The 18,053-nt window shown below is 61.2% G+C and carries 14 protein-coding genes and 1 riboswitch; of the genes, 10 read left to right on the top strand and 4 right to left on the bottom strand.

Annotation, left to right across the window (positions count from 1 at the left end):
- Positions 1-8: 8 nt before the first annotated feature.
- A complete protein-coding gene (locus CRO18_RS08550) occupies positions 9-788 on the top strand; it encodes a type III pantothenate kinase (protein WP_076485590.1) in 780 nt (259 codons plus the stop codon).
- A gap of 47 nt (positions 789-835) precedes the next feature.
- Positions 836-2,461, top strand: a complete 1,626-nt coding sequence (locus CRO18_RS08555) for a ribonuclease J (RefSeq protein WP_097081920.1) — start codon at positions 836-838, stop codon at positions 2,459-2,461.
- A 128-nt stretch (positions 2,462-2,589) separates the two neighbouring features.
- On the opposite strand, the gene CRO18_RS08560 is transcribed toward CRO18_RS08555, so the two are convergent.
- The 4 genes from CRO18_RS08560 to metZ form a co-directional block, all read right to left on the bottom strand.
- The gene (locus tag CRO18_RS08560; protein ID WP_097081806.1) at positions 2,590-4,947 is read right to left on the bottom strand and encodes an ATP-dependent helicase; all 2,358 of its coding nucleotides are present in this window, start codon (positions 4,945-4,947) and stop codon (positions 2,590-2,592) included.
- A 105-nt stretch (positions 4,948-5,052) separates the two neighbouring features.
- Positions 5,053-6,144: a GTP cyclohydrolase FolE2 gene (gene folE2, locus CRO18_RS08565; protein WP_097081807.1), complete on the bottom strand. Its 1,092-nt coding sequence runs from the start codon at positions 6,142-6,144 to the stop codon at positions 5,053-5,055.
- Positions 6,145-6,267: 123 nt separating this feature from the next.
- A complete protein-coding gene (locus tag CRO18_RS08570) occupies positions 6,268-6,981 on the bottom strand; it encodes a hypothetical protein (RefSeq protein WP_097081808.1) in 714 nt (237 codons plus the stop codon).
- A gap of 105 nt (positions 6,982-7,086) precedes the next feature.
- The gene (gene metZ / locus CRO18_RS08575; protein WP_097081809.1) at positions 7,087-8,262 is read right to left on the bottom strand and encodes an O-succinylhomoserine sulfhydrylase; all 1,176 of its coding nucleotides are present in this window, start codon (positions 8,260-8,262) and stop codon (positions 7,087-7,089) included.
- Between the two features lie 156 nt (positions 8,263-8,418).
- On the opposite strand from metZ, the gene CRO18_RS08580 reads away from it, so the two are divergent.
- The 8 genes from CRO18_RS08580 to CRO18_RS08615 all read left to right on the top strand — a co-directional run bounded on the left by CRO18_RS08580 (position 8,419) and on the right by CRO18_RS08615 (position 17,763).
- Entirely contained in the window at positions 8,419-10,299 is a 1,881-nt protein-coding gene (locus tag CRO18_RS08580; protein ID WP_097081810.1) for an elongation factor G, read from the top strand.
- Between the two features lie 248 nt (positions 10,300-10,547).
- Positions 10,548-12,146 (top strand): ABC transporter substrate-binding protein, encoded by a 1,599-nt coding sequence (locus CRO18_RS08585; protein ID WP_097081811.1) that lies wholly within the window; start codon positions 10,548-10,550, stop codon positions 12,144-12,146.
- Positions 12,147-12,196: 50 nt separating this feature from the next.
- On the top strand, positions 12,197-13,264 hold the full coding sequence (locus tag CRO18_RS08590; RefSeq protein ID WP_097081812.1) for an ABC transporter permease: 1,068 nt from the start codon (positions 12,197-12,199) through the stop codon (positions 13,262-13,264).
- The gene (gene nikC / locus CRO18_RS08595; protein ID WP_097081813.1) at positions 13,261-14,169 is read left to right on the top strand and encodes a nickel transporter permease; all 909 of its coding nucleotides are present in this window, start codon (positions 13,261-13,263) and stop codon (positions 14,167-14,169) included. Before CRO18_RS08590 ends, nikC begins: the two co-directional genes overlap by 4 nt.
- Positions 14,166-14,999, top strand: a complete 834-nt coding sequence (locus CRO18_RS08600; RefSeq protein ID WP_097081814.1) for an ABC transporter ATP-binding protein — start codon at positions 14,166-14,168, stop codon at positions 14,997-14,999. Before nikC ends, CRO18_RS08600 begins: the two co-directional genes overlap by 4 nt.
- Positions 14,992-15,771 carry an ABC transporter ATP-binding protein gene (locus CRO18_RS08605; RefSeq protein WP_097081815.1) on the top strand — a complete coding sequence of 260 codons (780 nt, stop codon included), beginning with the start codon at positions 14,992-14,994 and terminating at the stop codon, positions 15,769-15,771. Before CRO18_RS08600 ends, CRO18_RS08605 begins: the two co-directional genes overlap by 8 nt.
- Positions 15,768-16,826: a dipeptidase gene (locus tag CRO18_RS08610; protein WP_097081816.1), complete on the top strand. Its 1,059-nt coding sequence runs from the start codon at positions 15,768-15,770 to the stop codon at positions 16,824-16,826. Before CRO18_RS08605 ends, CRO18_RS08610 begins: the two co-directional genes overlap by 4 nt.
- 70 nt (positions 16,827-16,896) lie before the next feature.
- Entirely contained in the window at positions 16,897-17,763 is an 867-nt protein-coding gene (locus tag CRO18_RS08615) for an NAD(P)-dependent oxidoreductase (RefSeq protein WP_170952607.1), read from the top strand.
- Between the two features lie 26 nt (positions 17,764-17,789).
- Positions 17,790-17,984: riboswitch (cobalamin riboswitch) on the top strand.
- Positions 17,985-18,053: the final 69 nt, after the last annotated feature.

Here is an 18,053-nt window from a genome sequence, read left to right on the forward strand (position 1 = left end):
GGGGCGACATGCTTCTGTGCATCGACTGCGGCAACACCAATACGGTCTTTTCCGTCTGGGACGGGGCCGCGTTTCGCGCCACATGGCGGATTGCCACCGATGCGCGGCGCACGGCGGATGAATATTTCGTCTGGCTCTCCACGCTGATGGGCCTCAAGGGGCTGACCATCGACGCGATCCATGAGGCGATCATTTCCTCCACCGCGCCGCGCGTCGTGTTCAATTTGCGGGTGCTGTGCAACCGCTATTTTGATTGCCGCCCGCTCGTTGTGGGCAAGCCCGATTGCGAACTGCCCGTGGCCCCGCGCGTGGATGTGGGCACGACCGTTGGGCCGGACCGCTTGGTTAACACCGTTGCGGGCTATGACCGCCATGGCGGTGATTTGATCGTGGTGGATTTTGGCACTGCGACCACCTTTGACGTGGTCGCCCCCGATGGCGCGTATATTGGCGGGGTGATTGCGCCCGGTGTCGCGCTCAGCCTTGAGGCGCTGCATATGTCAGCGGCGGCGCTGCCGCATGTCGATGTAACCAAACCGCAAGGTGTCATTGGCACGAATACGGTGGCCTGTATACAATCGGGGGTGTATTGGGGCTATATCGGCCTTGTCGAAGGCATCGTGCGGCAAATTCGGATGGAACGAGACCGCCCGATGAAGGTGATTGCAACGGGTGGGCTTGCCTCGCTCTTCGATCTGGGGTTCGATCTATTCGATAAGGTCGAAGACGACCTGACCATGCATGGGCTGCGTCTGATCTTCGATTATAACAAGGGGCTTGAGGCGTGAGCGACAGACTGATCTATCTTCCCTTGGGGGGTGCCGGCGAAATCGGCATGAACACCTATGTCTACGGCTATGGGCCGGAAGGGAAGGAGCGGCTGATCGTCGTCGATCTGGGGGTGACCTTCCCGGATATGGAAAGTTCGCCCGGTGTGGACCTTATTATGGCCGATGCGGCTTGGCTTGAGGCCAATGTGAACCGCATCGACGCGATTTTCCTCACCCACGGCCATGAAGACCACATCGGCGCAATGGCCCATCTGTGGCCGAAGCTGAAAGCGCCGGTTTACGCGCGCCGCTTCACCGCGCATCTGGTGCAGTTGAAGATGGAGGAGGCGGGGCTGCCTTCGGATATGATCCGCATCGTCGAGCCGCGCCCGAAAGCGGTAGAAATTGGCCCGTTCACTGTGCAGTTCGTCCCCGTCAGCCACTCGATCCCGGAAAGCTCGGCTTTGGTGATTGATACGCCCGCGGGCCGCGTTGTGCATACGGGCGATTTCAAGCTTGATGGCAACCCGGTGGTGGGCGAGGCGTTTGACCCGCTTGAGTGGCACGAGATCGCGCATGAAGGCGCGGGCATCAAAGCGCTGATCTGCGATTCCACCAACGTCTTCACGCAAACGGCGGGGCGGTCTGAATCGACGCTGGTTTCGCCGCTGAAAGATTTGATTTCGGAGCAAAAAGGGATGGTGGTCGCCACCACCTTTGCCTCCAACGTCGCGCGTCTGAAAACGCTGGCTGAGGCCGGGCGTGAGGCGGGCCGTTCTGTGTGCCTTTTGGGCCGCGCGATGCGCAAAATGGTGCATGTGGCCGAAGAGACCGGGGTTTTGAAAAACTTCCCCAATGTGCTTAGCCCTGAAGATGCGGTTGAGGTTGGCCGGGACAATCTGATGCTGATCGTCACCGGCAGCCAAGGCGAGCGCCGCGCCGCGACCGCGCAGCTTAGCCGGGGCAAGTATTTGGGCTTTGAGATGAAAGACGGGGATACGTTCCTGTTTTCATCGAAAACCATTCCGGGCAATGAACGCTCGGTCATTCGCATCATGAACGCGCTTTCGGAAATGGGCGTGGATGTGGTGGATGAGAAAGGCGGGCTCTATCACGTTTCGGGCCACGCGAACCGCCCCGATCTTGAGGCGGTGCACGACCTTCTGCGCCCGCAAATGCTGATCCCGATGCATGGCGAACACCGCCATCTGCGCGAACACGCCAAGATTGCCGCCGCCAAGGGCATTGCCACCGAAGTGGCGACCAATGGCACGATGATCGACCTCACCGGCGTGGTGCCGAAAGTGGTCGAATATATTGAAACCGGGCGGCATTATCTGGATGGCACGGTGCTGATTGGCGCGCTGGATGGCGTGGTGCGTGAGCGGATCCGCATGGCGCTGAACGGCCATGTGCTGATCACCGTAATCATCGACGAAGATGATGTGCCGCTGGGCGATGCTTGGGTCGAGGTGATGGGCCTGCCCGAGCGTGGCAAATCGGGCGGCGATATGGTGCGGATCGTTGAAGACGAGCTTTCCGCCTTCCTTGAAAGCGCGCCTGATAAGGTTGTGCGCAACGATGACAAGCTTGACGAAGCGCTTCGCCGCATCGCGCGGCAGGTGGCGATGGAAGAAGTGGGCAAAAAGCCCGAGGTCACCGTGGTCGTCAGCCGCTTGATGGCGGAATAAGGGGCGTTCCACGCAGCGGGGCGATCCATTGGGGGCTTTGCCCCAAAAACCCCCAGGATATTTGAACCAAGTCGAAGGGGGCACGGAGAGTGCCCCTTTTTGTTTGCGGCTTAAAACGTCGTCTGGCCTTAAAACGGCACGTCATCCGCCGCATTGGCGGGTTTCAAAAAGCCCGCTTTGACGTGCTTAGAGCCCGCCTTTTCAAATTCGACCATCGCCGTATCGCCCTCAAGGTCGATCACTTCGCCATAGCCGAATTTGACATGAAAGACCCGGTCGCCCACGCCAAAGGCCACGGAATCCACCGTGGTGACGGTGCGCGCCTTGGGTTTGGGGGCGCCTGTGGCGCGGCTTTCCATCCGCTTCCAGCCCGGCGAATTGTAAACATCGGCCCGCGCGGCGCGGTTTTCTAGGCTGCCAAAACCGGTGACCGGTGCCGCTGCCCCCGCGCCGCCACCATAAAGGCCGGGTGGGGTGAGCACTTCCACATGGCGCGCGGGCAATTCATCAATGAAACGCGAGGGGAGTTGGCTTTGCCATTGCCCATAGACGCGGCGGTTGCCGGCAAAGGAAATGGTGCAAATTTCCTCCGCGCGGGTGATGCCGACATAGGCCAGCCGCCGCTCTTCCTCCAAGGCACGTTGGCCGCTTTCATCAAGCGCGCGCTGGCTCGGAAACAGCCCCTCTTCCCAGCCGGGTAGGAAGACGGCAGGAAACTCCAAGCCCTTGGCGGCATGAAGCGTCATGATCGAGACTTTGTCTTCGGATTCAGACTTATCATTGTCCATGATCAGCGCGACATGTTCGAGAAACCCTTGCAGGTTTTCAAACTGTTCGAGCGCTTTGACCAGTTCCTTGAGGTTTTCCAGTCGTCCGGGTGCTTCGGGCGTTTTGTCGTTGAGCCACATTTCGGTGTAGCCCGATTCCTCCAAGATCGTCTCGGCCAGCCGCACATGATCGGCGTCTTCCAGCACCGCCGCATGCCAGCGCCCGACGCCTTCAATGAAGTTGCGCAAGCCGCCCGCCGCTTTGCCGCCAAGCGCGCCCTGCTGCAACACGGCCTTCGCCCCCATCACAAGGCCCGATTGCGCCGCGCGCGCCTCGGTCTGGATTTTCGCCTGCGCCTTGTCGCCCAAACCGCGCTTGGGCACATTCACCACCCGCTCAAATGCAAGATCGTCGTCGGGCGAAACAGCAAGCCGGAAATAGGCCATCGCATCGCGAATTTCTTGCCGCTCATAAAAGCGCGGGCCGCCGATCACGCGATAGGGCAGGCCGATGGTCAAAAAACGGTCTTCAAAGGCGCGCATCTGATGGCTGGCGCGGACCAAAATCGCTTGGCCGTTGAGCGGTACCGGATCATGCCCGCGCGTGCCACGCGAGAGCGCCTCAATCTCTTCGCCGATCCAGCGCGCCTCTTCTTCACCATCCCAATGGCCAATCAGCCGGACCTTTTCACCGCCCTGTTCCTCGGTCCAGAGCTCCTTCCCCAAGCGGTCGCTATTGGCCGCAATCAGCCCCGAGGCGGCGGCCAGAATATGTTCGGTCGAGCGGTAGTTTTGTTCCAGCCGCACCACGACCGCGCCCGGAAAATCCTTTTCAAACCGCAAGATATTGCCCACTTCAGCGCCGCGCCAGCCGTAGATCGACTGGTCGTCATCGCCCACACAGCAGACGTTGCGGTGGCCTTGCGCCAAAAGCCGCAACCACAGATATTGCGCGGTATTGGTGTCTTGGTATTCGTCAACAAGGATGTATTTGAACCAGCGCTGATATTGTGCAAGCAGATCTTCGTGACGCTGGAAGATCGTCACCATATGCAGCAGCAAATCACCAAAATCGACCGCGTTGAGCGTTTTGAGGCGCTCTTGATAGGCGGCATAGAGTTCGCTGCCACGGTTATTGAAATGCGCCGTCTCCGCGCCGCGCACCCGCTCAGGCGTCAGCGCACGATTCTTCCAGCTGTCGATCAGATTGGCCAATTGCCGCGCGGGCCAGCGCTTTTCATCCATATTGGCCGCGATGATCAGCTGCTTGAGCAGGCGGATTTGGTCATCGGTGTCCAAAATGGTGAAGTTCGACTTCAGCCCCACAAGCTCCGCATGGCGGCGCAACAGCTTTACGCAAACCGCGTGGAAGGTGCCAAGCCATGGCATGCCCTCAAGCGTTTGGCCGAGCAGGCGCCCGACACGCTCTTTCATCTCGCGCGCGGCCTTGTTGGTGAAGGTCACGGCCAGAATTTCATTGGGGCGCGCGCGGCCAGAATGGATCAGATGCGCGATCCGCGTGGTGAGCGCCTTGGTTTTGCCGGTGCCCGCACCGGCAAGCATCAGCACCGGGCCATCCATCGCCTCAACCGCGCGGCGCTGTTCGGGGTTTAGCCCTTCAAGGTAGTCGGGCACACCCATGGCGGCGCGCGCGCCCATCATGGCGCGCTGCGAGAGGCTCAGGTCGCTGAAATCGTCGTCATCATCCAGAATGCTCATGCCCGCACTTTATCTTGCGGCACGGCCAAGGGAAAGACCCATGTTCTAGCTCTGTTCTTGTTTTTGCCGAGGCAAAAGGAGGGGGCTGCTCGCCCCCAGACCCCGTTAGCCGCGATGGATGAGCGTGCCGAAAAGCTGCGGATCAAGGCTCGTTTGCGCAAAGGTCGGGCCTTCGGTCAACAGCGCCACCGCATCATGGCTGTGCAGGCTTTCTTGGTGGCTCGCAATCACGCGGAAGTCGCCCACGCGCGGTTCCGCCATCAGCCCTGCTGCAAAGGCGCGCACGGCATCTTCTACGAAGATCGGGTTCGCGGCATTCAGTTCCGCAAAGGCTTGTTCGTCTTCGCGCTTCACCATCACCTGCGTTTCGGTGGGTACATTGGCGCGGGCAAGGTCGATCAGGTCTTCAAACCAAAGCGTTTTCCCCGGCTCAATCACCGCCGAAATCCGCGCGACCGAGCGTTGCGAATGCGGCGTCGCCAAACGGCCCCGGCGGATGCGCGCATCTTCGGAAAGTTCGAGCGAGCAGGGGCAGGTTGAGGAATAGACGAAATCGAGATGCACGATCTTGGTGCGCACGCCCGCCTGTTCAACAAGCTCAAGCGCGATATCGTAATATTGCCAGCCGGTGAGGCCCGAGCGCAGGCTATCCACTTGCAACGGCAGCGAAAACCGCATCATCAGACGCGCGTCAAAGCTTTCAAGGTTTTCAACATAATCATCAAGCGCGGCGGCCATCACCTCAAACGAGAACTCGCGTTCCGCATGGGTGTAGAAGCTGCGCAGGATGCGGCTCATGTTGATGCCTTTTTTCTCCGCCTCAAGGCTCACTGAGCCGGTGACCGAGGTTTCCAGCACCACTTCGCCACCGTCGCGCAGCCGATATTTGATCGGCAGGCGGAAGTTGGAAATGCCCACATGTTCAATGCGGGTCTTCGCGCCGACGATCAGCGAAGAGGGCCCGTTTTGTAGATCGGGCATCGCGGCCTTATAGGCGGCGTCGGGGCGGAATTCGGCATCATAGCTGCGCGCGAGTTCGGGGTAGCTGTCCGGCGCGCCGGGCAAGAGCCGCGCAATGGCCGGATCAAGTGCCGTGACCTCTGCCGGATGGGCCTCGGCAGCCCAGAGGCGCAGTACCTCCAGCGCGGCTTTCGCCTCGTCGGTGTCGGGGGTTCCGATGCGTCCCTGAATATTCATGGCCTCTCCCTTTCGCCTCTTGGCGCATGGTTTCGATATGGGAGTGAGACGGGGAAAGTCCAAGGGAAGTTGCACCCGAAACGACATTATTGCCCGAATTTGCGGCGGGGCAGGCGTAAGGCCTTAATTTTTCAAATCACTGGCGGCATTGGAGAGGCTGACCTGTGCCTCAAGGCAATTTGCCAAAAGATCCGTGTAGCGCTTGAGCGCATTGATATCGAACGCCCCGGCGTCGCGCCCTTTGGTGTTTTCCGCGCGCGAGGGGCTGAGGTCGATTGCATCGGTCATGGCGGTGACAAGGACTTTGTAATCGGCCACCTCGCGCACCAGCCCCTCGCGGGTGGTGATCATCACCTCTTGCACCGCACCAAAGGTAAAGGCGCGGGCGGCGCGGATTGTGGTGGCGTCTTCGCTGCTCAAAAGCGGCACGCCCACTTGCGCGACGGTGGCCACGCAATTGAGCCGTTTTGCCCCGGTGTAAATGCCCTGAATCGCGGTTTTGGGCACCGTGCGTTTGGCGCCTTGCTGGAGCGTGGCCCCGGTGATGGCGCGCCGCGCCACAACCGTATCGCTTGCCGTGCCAATCGCGCCATCTACGGCCGAGGCGGCGGCCAGAAAGACCCCAAAGGAGGCCACGTCTTGCGCGGTGGTGGTGCGGCGCGCGGCGCTGACATAGGCGCTGGACATGCGGCGCGCGAAATCGGCTTGGGCGGAAAGCGTGCTGTTGGCGGTGATTTGGCCGGTGGCCACCACGCTGGCCTCGCTTTCATCCAGATAGCGATCGGCGCAAGCAGAAACGGCCAAAAGGCCCGCAAGGGCCAGAAAGATCGGTTTCATGATGTCCTCCCCGGCGGGGTCCGCCACCTTCAGGAAAGGCAGGGGGGCGGATTCGGGCAAGGAAAAAGGCCCTTGCCCGGTTTGGGCGTGACATCGCGCCGCAGTTTAAGCGGCGTCGAGCGCAGTCTTGATATCGGCCAGCAAATCGGCGGTATCTTCGATGCCGAAGGAAATCCGCACCAGCCCCGGCGTGATGCCAATGGTGGCGCGTTCTTCTTCCGACAGGTTCTTATGCGTGGTCGTGGCCGGGTGGGTAGCGATCGACTTCGCATCGCCCAAGTTGTTGGAGATGCTCACAATCTCAAGCGCATTGAGGAAGCGGAAGGCCGCCTCTTTGCCGCCGGCCAGATCCAGCGCCAGCATCGTGCCGCCCGCGCCCATTTGCGCCATCGCCAGCGTGTGTTGCGGATGGCTCGGCAGCCCGGGGTAGAGGCAACGGGCAAGGCTTGCGTGGCCTTCCACCGCTTCGGCCACGGCGGCGGCACTGGCGGCTTGCGCGCGCACGCGCAGATCAAGCGTTTGCAGCCCCGATAGCAGCACCCAAGCATGGAACGGGCTCATCGCGCCGCCGGTGTGTTTGACGTAAGTTTCAAGCGGGCCGCGAATGAACTCTTTCGTGCCGCAGACCACACCGCCGAGCACGCGCCCGCCGCCATCAATATGCTTGGTGGCCGAATACACCACCACATCGGCGCCCAGCTCCACCGCGCGCGAATAGATCGGCGAGGCAAAAGCATTGTCGATCACCACAAGCGCGCCAACGGCATGGGCAATCTCGGCCACGCCCTTGATGTCGATCACCTCCAACCCGGGGTTGGAGACGCTTTCAAAGAAGCAAATCTTGGTGTTTTCGCGCACGGCGGCACGCCAGTTTTTCAAATCGGCCCCGTCGATGATTGTCACATCCACGCCAAAGCCGGCCAGAACCTTGAGCACATGCAGGCAGGAGCCAAACATCTGCCGCGCGCCCACGACATGGTCGCCCGATTTGAGCGTGCACATCAGCGCGCCATTGATCGCCGCCATGCCAGAGGCACAGGCAAAGGCGTCTTCGGTGCCCTCAATCGCGGCCATGCGGTCTTCAAACATTCGCGTGGTCGGGTTGCCGTAGCGGGCATAGATGAATTCGTCATCGGTCGAGGAAATGAACCGCGCTTCGGCGGCCTCTGCCGAGGGGTAGATGAAGCCTTGGGTCAGGAACATCGCCTCGGCCATCTCGCCATACTGGCTGCGGCGAATGCCCTCATGCACCAGTTTCGTGCGGATTTTACGGTCGGCCATGTCTTTCTCCTGCGCTCCTGCGGCGGTCTGTCACGCAGTGCCCGATACGCTCCAGTTTGGCATGGGTCAAGGTGGGGGGGGATTCGGCGCGCTAAGAATAAAGTGAAGCGCCCCGCAATTTGGCGCGGCGCGGATCCAGTCGAGGAGGATTCCCAAATGAAAGTCGTCTCCATCGTAGGCCCATCTCAGGCCGGCAAATCGACGCTGGCCGATGCCCTGGCGACCCTGGAAGGCGGGAAGCCGCGCAAGCACACCCTTTTCGGCGATGCCGCCGTGACCAAGTTTAGCTTCATGGAGGAAGACTGGGCGATTTTGGATGCGCCCGGCGGTGCGGATCATCTGCCGCAATTGGCGCCGATGCTGGCCGCATCTGATGCGGTGGTGCTGTGTGTGCCCGCCGATGCCGAAGCGGCGGTGCTGGTGGCCCCCTATCTGCGGCTGGTGGAAGAGGCGGATCTACCGACCTTTATTTTTATCAACAAAATCGACACCGCGCAGGATCGCACCAGCGAGATTGTGGCGGCGTTGCAGAATTTCTGCCCGCATGGGATCGTGCTGCGGCAAATCCCGATCCGCGAAAACGGGCAGGTGATTGGCGCGGTCGATCTGATTTCCGAACGCGCTTGGGAATATCATGATCATGCGCGTTCCTCGCTGATGGAGCTGCCCGCCTCGGTCAAAGACCGCGAGGAAGAGGCGCGGACCGAGCTTTTGGAACATCTGGCCGATTTTGATGAAGTGCTGCTGACGGAACTGATCGAAGATCAGGCCCCGATGACCGATGAGGTCTATGACGTTTCGACCAAGGTCTTGCAACACCACGATCTTTTGCCCGCGCTTTTGGGCTCGGCCAGCCACGGCAATGGCATGATGCGGCTGATGAAAAGCCTGCGCCACGAAGTGCCGGGCGTCGACGAAACCGCCGCAAGGGTGGGGGCTTTGGCTGTTGGCGCTTTGGCTGATAACGTCAAACACCTTGGCAAAACCGTGCTGGTGCGGGCTTTGGGCGAAGGCGTTGCTCCGGGGGCGAAGCTTGCGGGGGCGAATATCGGCTCGATCACCGATATTGATGCCAAAACGCAACTTAGCGCCTTGGCGCCCGGTGAAATTGGCCTCACCGTGAAGACCGATCACCTGTCTTTGGCCGCACCGCTTTACACTGCCGAGGGCAGCCTTGAGAGCCTGCCTTGGATGGCCTGCCATGCCGCGAACCATGCGCTGTTGATCGAGCCTGAAAATGAGCGGGACGAAACCCGGCTTGCCGCCGCTTTGCCGAAGCTGAGGGAAATTGACCCGGGGCTTTCGGTGCAAACCGACCCGATCACCGGCAAAACGCTTTTGGGCACGCAAGGCCCGCTGCATCTGCGCCGCGTGCTCGAAAAGCTGGAGGGCGACTTTGGCATCAAAGCCGTCACCGCGCCGCAAGGCACCGCGCTTTGCGAAACCATCACCGGCACCGCGCAAAAGCAATATCGCCACCGCAAGCAATCGGGCGGTGCGGGGCAATTTGCCGATGTGGTAATTGAGGTCAAACCGCTGGGCCGGGGCGAGGGCTTCCAGTTCACCGAAACGGTGAAAGGCGGGGCCGTGCCGCGCAACTATATCCCCTCGGTCGAGGCGGGCGCGCGCGATGCGCTTACCGCCGGGCCGAAAGGGCATCCGGTGGTCGATTTGGCGGTGAACCTTTCGGATGGGAAACACCATGCGGTGGATAGTTCGGACCATGCCTTCCGCACGGCGGGCAAAATGGCCCTGCGTGAGGTGCTGACGGAACTGGGCACGGTGGTGTTGCAGCCGGTGTGCAAGGTCACGATCTCGGTGCCTTCGGTCTATTCGGGCGGGCTGTCGCCGCTGGTTTCTGGCCTCAAGGGGCAGGTGCTCGGCTTTGAAGCCGATCCGGGCGCGAAAGGCTGGGATTTGTTTGAGGCGTTGATGCCCGCCTCTTCGCTGACGGAATTGTTCCAAAGCCTTGGCGGGGCGACGCGCGGCACGGCGAGTTTCACCGCCACGCTCGACCATTACGAGGAACAATACTGAGCCAAAGCTTCGGGGGCGCAAGCATGGGCGCGCCCCCGTGTGTCGGGCGGGGCGGTTCACCTGAGCCGCCCCCTTCGGCACGTCTGCTCAAATTTTGAGCGGCCAATATATCCTATTCGAACAATATGTTGCACGGCGCGTGCTGCGGTCGTTCTGCCTTGCGCCCATCTTTTAAACGCGTCACCTTGTCCCAAGGCATGGCGGCCACTTGGCACGGTTCATGCAAGAAACTGACAGGGAGTCCCCTTATGACCTCACCCCGTATCGTTCCCAAAGCGCTTGCCGTTGCCGCGCTGATGGCCTGCACCGCGCCCGCCGCGCTGTTTGCGGAAACCCCCGCCAACACGCTCGTTGTCGCGGATGCGATTGACGATATCGTCTCCATCGACCCGGCCGAAGCCTTTGAATTTTCGGGCACGGACCTGACCAACAACCTTTATGACACGCTGATTGAACTGGATCCGGCGCGTTCAGGGGAATTGGTGCCGGGGCTGGCCGAAAGCTGGAGCGTGGCGGATGACGGGGTGACCTATACGTTCAAGATCAAAGAAGGTGTCACCTTCTCTTCGGGCAATCCGGTGACGGCGCAAGTCGCGGCCGACTCGCTCAAACGCGTGGTGAAGCTGAACAAGACCCCGGCTTTCATCCTGACCCAATTTGGCCTTTCGGTTGAAAACATGGATCAAACGATCCGGGCCGAGGGGGACAGCGTGATCATCACCACCGACAAACCCTATGCGCCGAGCTTTGTGTACAACTGCTTGACCGCGGGTGTGGCCGAGATCGTCGATATGGAGACGGTGATGGCGCATGATGTCGATGGCGACATGGGCAATGCTTGGCTGCAATCCAACTCGGCGGGCACGGGGGCTTATGTGTTGCGCAGCTTCAAGCCGAATGAAGGCTATATGCTGGAAGCCCGCGAAGGCCATTGGCGGGGCGATGCGCCGATGAAATACGTGATGATGCGCCACATCCCCGAAGGCGCGACCGAGCGGCTGCTGTTGGAAAAAGGCGATATCGACGTGGGCCGCAAGCTGAGCCCGACCGATATTGCAGGCGTTGAGGGCAACCCCGAGATCACCGTGCAAAATGACGTGGGCGGGCAGATCTACTACCTCGCGCTGAACCAAAAGGTTGAAGCGCTGACCAACCCGAAAGTGCGCGAAGCGATGCGCTGGGCGGTGGATTACCAAGGCATGACCGACACGATCTTGAAAGGTCAGTGGGTCGTGCACCAAGCCTTCTTGCCGCAAGGTTTCTTGGGCGCGGTCAATGAAACGCCCTATCACCTTGATCTCGATAAGGCGAAAGAACTGCTCGCCGAGTCCGGTGTGGAATTGCCGCTGACCTTCGCGATCAACGTGCGCAACGTGCAAGAGCGGATGGATATCGCGCAATCGGTGCAAAACACCTTTGGCCAGATTGGCATTGAAGTGACGCTTGATGCCGCCGATGGCAAACAGGTGCTTGGCAAATATCGCGCCCGTCAGCACGATATTACGCTGCAATCTTGGGGCCCGGATTATCCTGACCCGCATACCAACGCCTCCACCTTCGCCGAAAACCCCGATAACTCGGATGAGGCGAAAGCCACCGGCTATCTGGCATGGCGCACGGCATGGGATCCGGGTGAGTTGGGCGCGATGGCCGAAGCCGCTGTGACGGAACGCGACACCGCCAAACGCGCCGCGATCTACGAAGAGATGCAGCGCATCCACCGTGACAGCTCGGCCTTTGTGCTGATGTTCCAGCAAGCCCGCCAAAGCGCGATGCGCGCGAATGTGTCGGGCTTCTACACCGGTGGCGCGACCGATTCCGCGACCTACTGGCTCGTGACGAAGTAAGAAAAGACATTCCCGCCGCGCGGTTTTTCGCGCGGCGGGGCCTTCCCCTCATGTCCGTATCCGAGACCACAGCCCCCGCCGCGTCTCGCTGGCCCGACCTTTTGCGTCGTGTGGCTGGCGGGATTGTCACCCTTGCCATTACTGTTTTGGGCCTGTTGCTGGTCACCTTTGTGATCGGCCGCGTTGTGCCGATTGACCCGGTGTTGTCGATCGTTGGCGAGCGCGCCACGCAGGAACAATATGAGGCCGCGCGTCAGGCGCTGGGCCTTGATGCGCCGCTTTGGCAGCAGTTTTACATTTATGTCCGCGATGCGCTGCACGGCGATCTGGGCACTTCGATCCGCAGTCAGCAACCGGTGCTGACGGAAATTGCCCGCCGCTTCCCCGCGACGTTGGAACTGGCCACGCTCGGCACGATCCTTGGTGTGATTTTGGGTGTGCCTGCGGGCGTGCTGGCCGCCACCAAACCGGGCTCGATTGCCGACCAAGTGGTGCGGCTGGTGGGCCTTGTGGGCTATTCGATGCCGGTCTTCTGGCTTGGCTTGATTGGGCTTTTGGTCTTTTACGGCAAGCTGGATTGGGTCGGCGGGCCGGGTCGGCTCGACGCCAGCTATGAGATGATGCTCGAATTCACACTGACGCGCTACACCGGGGCGATTTTGATCGATTCCGCGCTTAATGGCGCGTGGGATATGTTTGCCAATGCGGTCACCCATATCATCCTGCCCGCCGGGCTTTTGGGTTATGTGTCCATGGCTTACGTCAGCCGGATGACGCGCAGCTTCATGCTGGGCGAGTTGAGCCAAGAATATATCACCACCGCGCGGGTCAAAGGGATGCCCGAATGGCGGGTGATCTGGGTGCATGCGATGCGCAATGTCTCGGTGCCGCTGATCACCGTTGTGGCGCTTTCGTATGCCTACCTGCTTGAGGGCTCGGTGCTGACCGAGACGATTTTCGCGTGGCCGGGCTTGGGCAGCTATATCACAGATGCGCTTTTTGCCGCCGATATGCCCGCTGTGCTGGGCGGCACCGTGGTGGTGGGGGTGGTTTTTGTCACGCTCAACATGGTGTCTGACATCGTCTATCGCCTTGTCGACCCGAGGGCGCGCACATGACCCAATCGCTTTTTCAGTGGCTCTCTGACCCGTCGCCTTCCTCGCGTGCGCAGGCCCGTTTGGGGCAAGCTTGGCTCGCGTGGCTGCGGCTAAAACGCAATCATTTGGCGATGCTGGGGCTGGCCATCATCGTGCTCTTGTGCGCGATGGCAGCTTTTGCGCCACTCTTTGCCACGCATGACCCGTTTGTGCAAAACCTCGCGCAACGGCTGTTGCCGCCCGGCACGCCGGGCCATTGGCTCGGCACCGATGATTTTGGCCGCGATATCTGGTCACGCATCGTCTATGGCGCGCGGATCACGCTTTACATCGTTGCGCTTGTCGCGGCGACGGCCCCGGTGATTGGGCTTTTGATCGGCACGGTCGCCGGCTATTTCGGCGGCATCGTCGATACCGTTTTGATGCGGATCACCGATATCTTTCTGGCTTTCCCGCGGCTGATTTTGGCGCTTGCCCTTGTGGCGGTGCTGGGGCCGGGGATTGTGAATGCCGTGCTTGCCATCGCGCTCACCGCTTGGCCGCCCTATGCCCGTGTCGCGCGGGCCGAAACGCTCACCGTGCGCAATTCGGATTACATCGCCGCGGTGCGGCTGCAAGGTGCGGGCGCGGGGCGGATCATTTGGGGTCATGTGATGCCGATGTGCCTGCCGTCCGTGATCATCCGCGTCACGCTGGATATGGCGGGGGTGATCTTGATCGCGGCTGGGCTTGGGTTCTTGGGCCTTGGCGTGCAGCCGCCGCTGCCCGAATGGGGGCTGATGATCTCTTCGGGGCGCAAGTTCCTGTTTGAGCAATGGTGGGTCGCCACCATGCCGGGCCTTGCGATCTTTGCCGTGTCGCTTGGCTTCAACCTTTTGGGCGACGGTCTGCGCGATGTGCTGGACCCGCGGAGTGCCTCGCGATGAGCTTGCTAGAGATTGAAAACCTGCGCGTCACCTTTGAAACCGAGACTGGCCCGGTGCAGGCGGTGCGCGGCGTCAGCTTTGGCCTTGGCCGCGAACGGCTTGGGATCGTGGGCGAAAGTGGCTCGGGCAAAACCATCACCGGCCGATCGGTCCTGCGGCTCATTCGCCCGCCGGGGCGGATTGAGGCGGATCGGATGCTCTTTGACGGGATTGATCTGACCACCGCGTCTGAGAAGCAAATGCGCGCCCTGCGCGGGCCTCGGCTCGCAATGGTGATGCAAGACCCGAAATATTCGCTCAACCCGGTGATGCGGGTGGGCGCGCAGCTGATGGAGGGGCTTTTGCGCCGTGACCGGCTGGGCCGGGCCGAGGCGCGCAAAAAAGCCATTGCCGCGCTCGAAGCCGTCCAAATCCGCGACCCGGAACGGGTGATGGAGGCTTGGCCGCATGAACTTTCGGGCGGCATGGGCCAGCGCGTGATGATTGCGATGATGCTGATCCCGGAACCAGATCTGTTGATCGCCGATGAGCCGACCTCGGCGCTTGATGTCACGGTGCAAGCCGAGGTGATGGCGATTTTGGACAATCTGGTGCGCGAGCGCGGCATGGGGCTGATTTTCATCAGCCACGATTTGCGGCTTGTCGCGCAGTTCTGCGACCGGGTGTTGGTCATGTATCACGGCCGCATTGTCGAGGAATTGGCGGCGGGCGATCTGATGAATGCACGCCATCCCTACACGCAGGGGCTGTTGAATTGCTTGCCAAAAATCGGCGGCAGCCGGGAGCCTTTGCCGGGGCTTGACCGCACGGGGGACTGGGCCAATGTCTGATTTTATCGAGATCGACAACCTCTCCGTCACCTTCGCGGCCAAGGGGCGGCAGGTGCAGGCGGTGAAAAACGTCAGCCTCAGCGTCGGTGCCAAGGAAAGTTTTGGCCTTGTGGGCGAAAGCGGTTCGGGCAAATCCACCATTCTGCGTGCGATTTGCGGCCTTGCGCCAATCTCGGGCGGTGAGATTCGCATTGCGGGCGAAAGGCTGACCGAGAAGCGGGCGAAAAACTTCGTCACCCGTGTGCAGATGGTGTTCCAAGACCCTTATGCCAGCCTGCATCCGCGCCACACGATTGACCGCACGCTTTCTGAGCCGCTGGCGATCCACGGGATCGGCAATTCCGATGCCCGCGTGGTGCGCGCTTTGGAAGATGTGGGGCTGCCGAGTTCGTTCCGGTTTCGCTACCCGCACCAGCTTTCGGGCGGGCAGCGCCAGCGTGTGGCGATTGCCCGTGCGCTGATGCTGGAGCCAGAGATTTTGCTGCTCGATGAACCGACCTCGGCGCTGGATGCTTCGGTTCAAGCCGAAGTGCTGAACCTCCTTAATCGGCTGCGCGATGAACATGGGCTGACCTTCTTGATGGTCAGCCATGACTTGGCCGTGATCGACCATATGTGCGACCGGATTTTGGTCATGCAACATGGTGGCGCGGTGGAAGAACTGGCCCGTGCAGACCTTGCCAGCGCCAATATGAAGACAGACTACGCCCGCTCCCTCTTTGCCGCTTCGGCGAACCGGATGCTGGAAACACCCCCGAAGGAAACCGCATGACGCCCGTGTTTGATGGCCATAACGATATTCTCTACCGCATCCTGCAAGTGCCCGAAAAGCGTGAAGAAATTTGGCTGACGGGGGAGGGGAAAGGGCATCTGGACCTGCCGCGGATGCAGGCGGGCGGTTTTGCGGGGGGCTTTTTTGCGATCTATGTGCCGTCCCCCGTTTCGCATGATTTTGCGGAGGTCATGACGCAGATGGACAACCCGCCCTATGCGCTGCCGCTGCCCGATTTGATTGATTTTGAAGGCGGTCTTCCGGTGGCTTTTGCGGCGGCGGGGCATCTTTTGTGGATGGAGCGCGCCGCGAAGGGCGCGTTCCGGCTGTGCCACACGTCGGGGGAGATTCGCGCCGCGATGGCCGAGGGGGTCATTGCGGGCCTGATGCATATGGAAGGGGCCGAGGCGATTGATGAAGACCTTGATGCGCTGCACAGTTTCCATGCGATGGGGCTGCGCTCGCTCGGCCCGGTCTGGTCGCGGCCCACGATCTTTGGTCACGGCGTGCCGTTTTGCTTCCCCTCCTCGCCCGATACTGGGCCGGGGCTGACGGAGGCAGGCAAGCGGCTTGTCAAAGAATGCAATGCGCTCAAAGTTTTGGTGGATTTAAGCCATCTCAACGAAAAAGGCTTTGACGATGTGGCGCGGCTTTCTGATGCGCCGCTGGTCGCCACCCATTCCAATGCCCATGCAATCTGCCCCTCGTCGCGCAACTTGACCGATCGGCAGTTGAAGATGATCCGTGAAAGCCGCGGCATGGTTGGGGTGAATTACGCGGTCAACTTCCTCAATGAAGATGGGTTGAAGGCGGCGGATCGCGGCTGGGTACCCACCTTGCGCCACCTTGATTACCTGCTCGAACGGCTGGGCGAGGATCATGTGGGCCTTGGCTCCGATTTTGATGGGGCCGATGTGGCCGAGGTTCTGGGCGATGTGGCGGGGCTGCAAGGGCTGATTGGCGCAATGCGCGAACATGGCTATGGCGAAGAACTGATCGCCAAAATCGCCCATGAAAACTGGCTTGGCGTGTTGGAGCGCACCTTCGGCGCGTGATCTGCGGCACCCTGTCGTGTGGCGCAGCCGCCCGCATGCGCCACACTGCATCGAAGCGATGGAGGGCAGGATGGACAAGATTGGTGTGATCGGGCTGGGCCGGATGGGCGCAGCCATTGCCGAACGGTTGGCGGGGCAGGGCGGCACGGTTTGTGGCTGGACCCGCAGTGGCCGCGCGGTGGAGGGCGTGCCCTTTGCCGCGACCTTGGCCGATCTGGTGGCGCAAAGCACGGTTTTGGTGCTGAGCCTTTATGACGATGCCGCCGTGGGCGCGGTGCTGGATGCTTTGCTTGATGTGCCGCTGGAGGGGCGGTTGATCATCGACACGAGCACCGCGAACCCGCAAGTGTTGCAGGCCCGCGCCGCTGCGCTGGCGGCCAAAGGTGCGCGCGCGGTGGATGCGCCAATTTCGGGCGGGCCGGAACTGGTGCGCGCGGGCAATTGCGGCATTTTCATTGGCGGCACAGAGGCGGATGCCGAGTCCGCGCGCGCGGTGCTGACGCCGCTTTCCGCGCGCATCTTCCACACCGGGCCTTTGGGCGCGGGGCTGGTGATGAAAGTGATCAATAACGGGATGTTGCAAGCCTATTGGGCGGGCCTTGCCGATATGATGCCGCTTGCGCGCCGCGCCGGCCTGCCGCTGGAAACGGTGCTGAATATCTTGGCGGGTGGCCCCGCAGGCATGCCCGCTTTGCGCGATCGTCTTCCCAAAGTGCTGGGAGAAGATGAGGCTGTGGGCTTTCCGGCCCGTGGCGTTTTCAAAGACAACGCGCTTTTCCGCGCGATTGTGCAGGCGCATGGGCTAACGGCCCCTACGCTTGAACGGCTGGCAGCGGAGCAAGAGGCCGCCACAGAAACCGGGGTGATCGACCAAGACCTCGCCCGTCTGATCTGGCTCGCCTATGACCGCGGCGCGGAGAATCTGTCGCAGCCGTGAACGCTTGACTGAAACGGTAAATTATTATCCCTTGTGTGCGTTCAAGTTCCGGTGGGAGCCGGATGAAAAGGGAACACGGAACGGCCCCAAGCCGAAGCCGTGGCTGCCCCCGCAACTGTGAGCGGTGAGCGACATCGACATGCCACTGGGCAATGCCCCGGGAAGGCCGATGAAGCGACGACCCGTGAGCCAGGAGACCTGCTTGAGCGATCACCCTTTCCGGGCGCGGGGCGTGCCATGGAAGCGGCTTGATCCGCAGTGGTGACATGTCGCCGTCTGCGGGTTTTTTC

This window comes from Rhodobacter sp. JA431 (genome assembly GCF_900217725.1).
Lineage (GTDB): Bacteria > Pseudomonadota > Alphaproteobacteria > Rhodobacterales > Rhodobacteraceae > Rhodobacter > Rhodobacter aestuarii.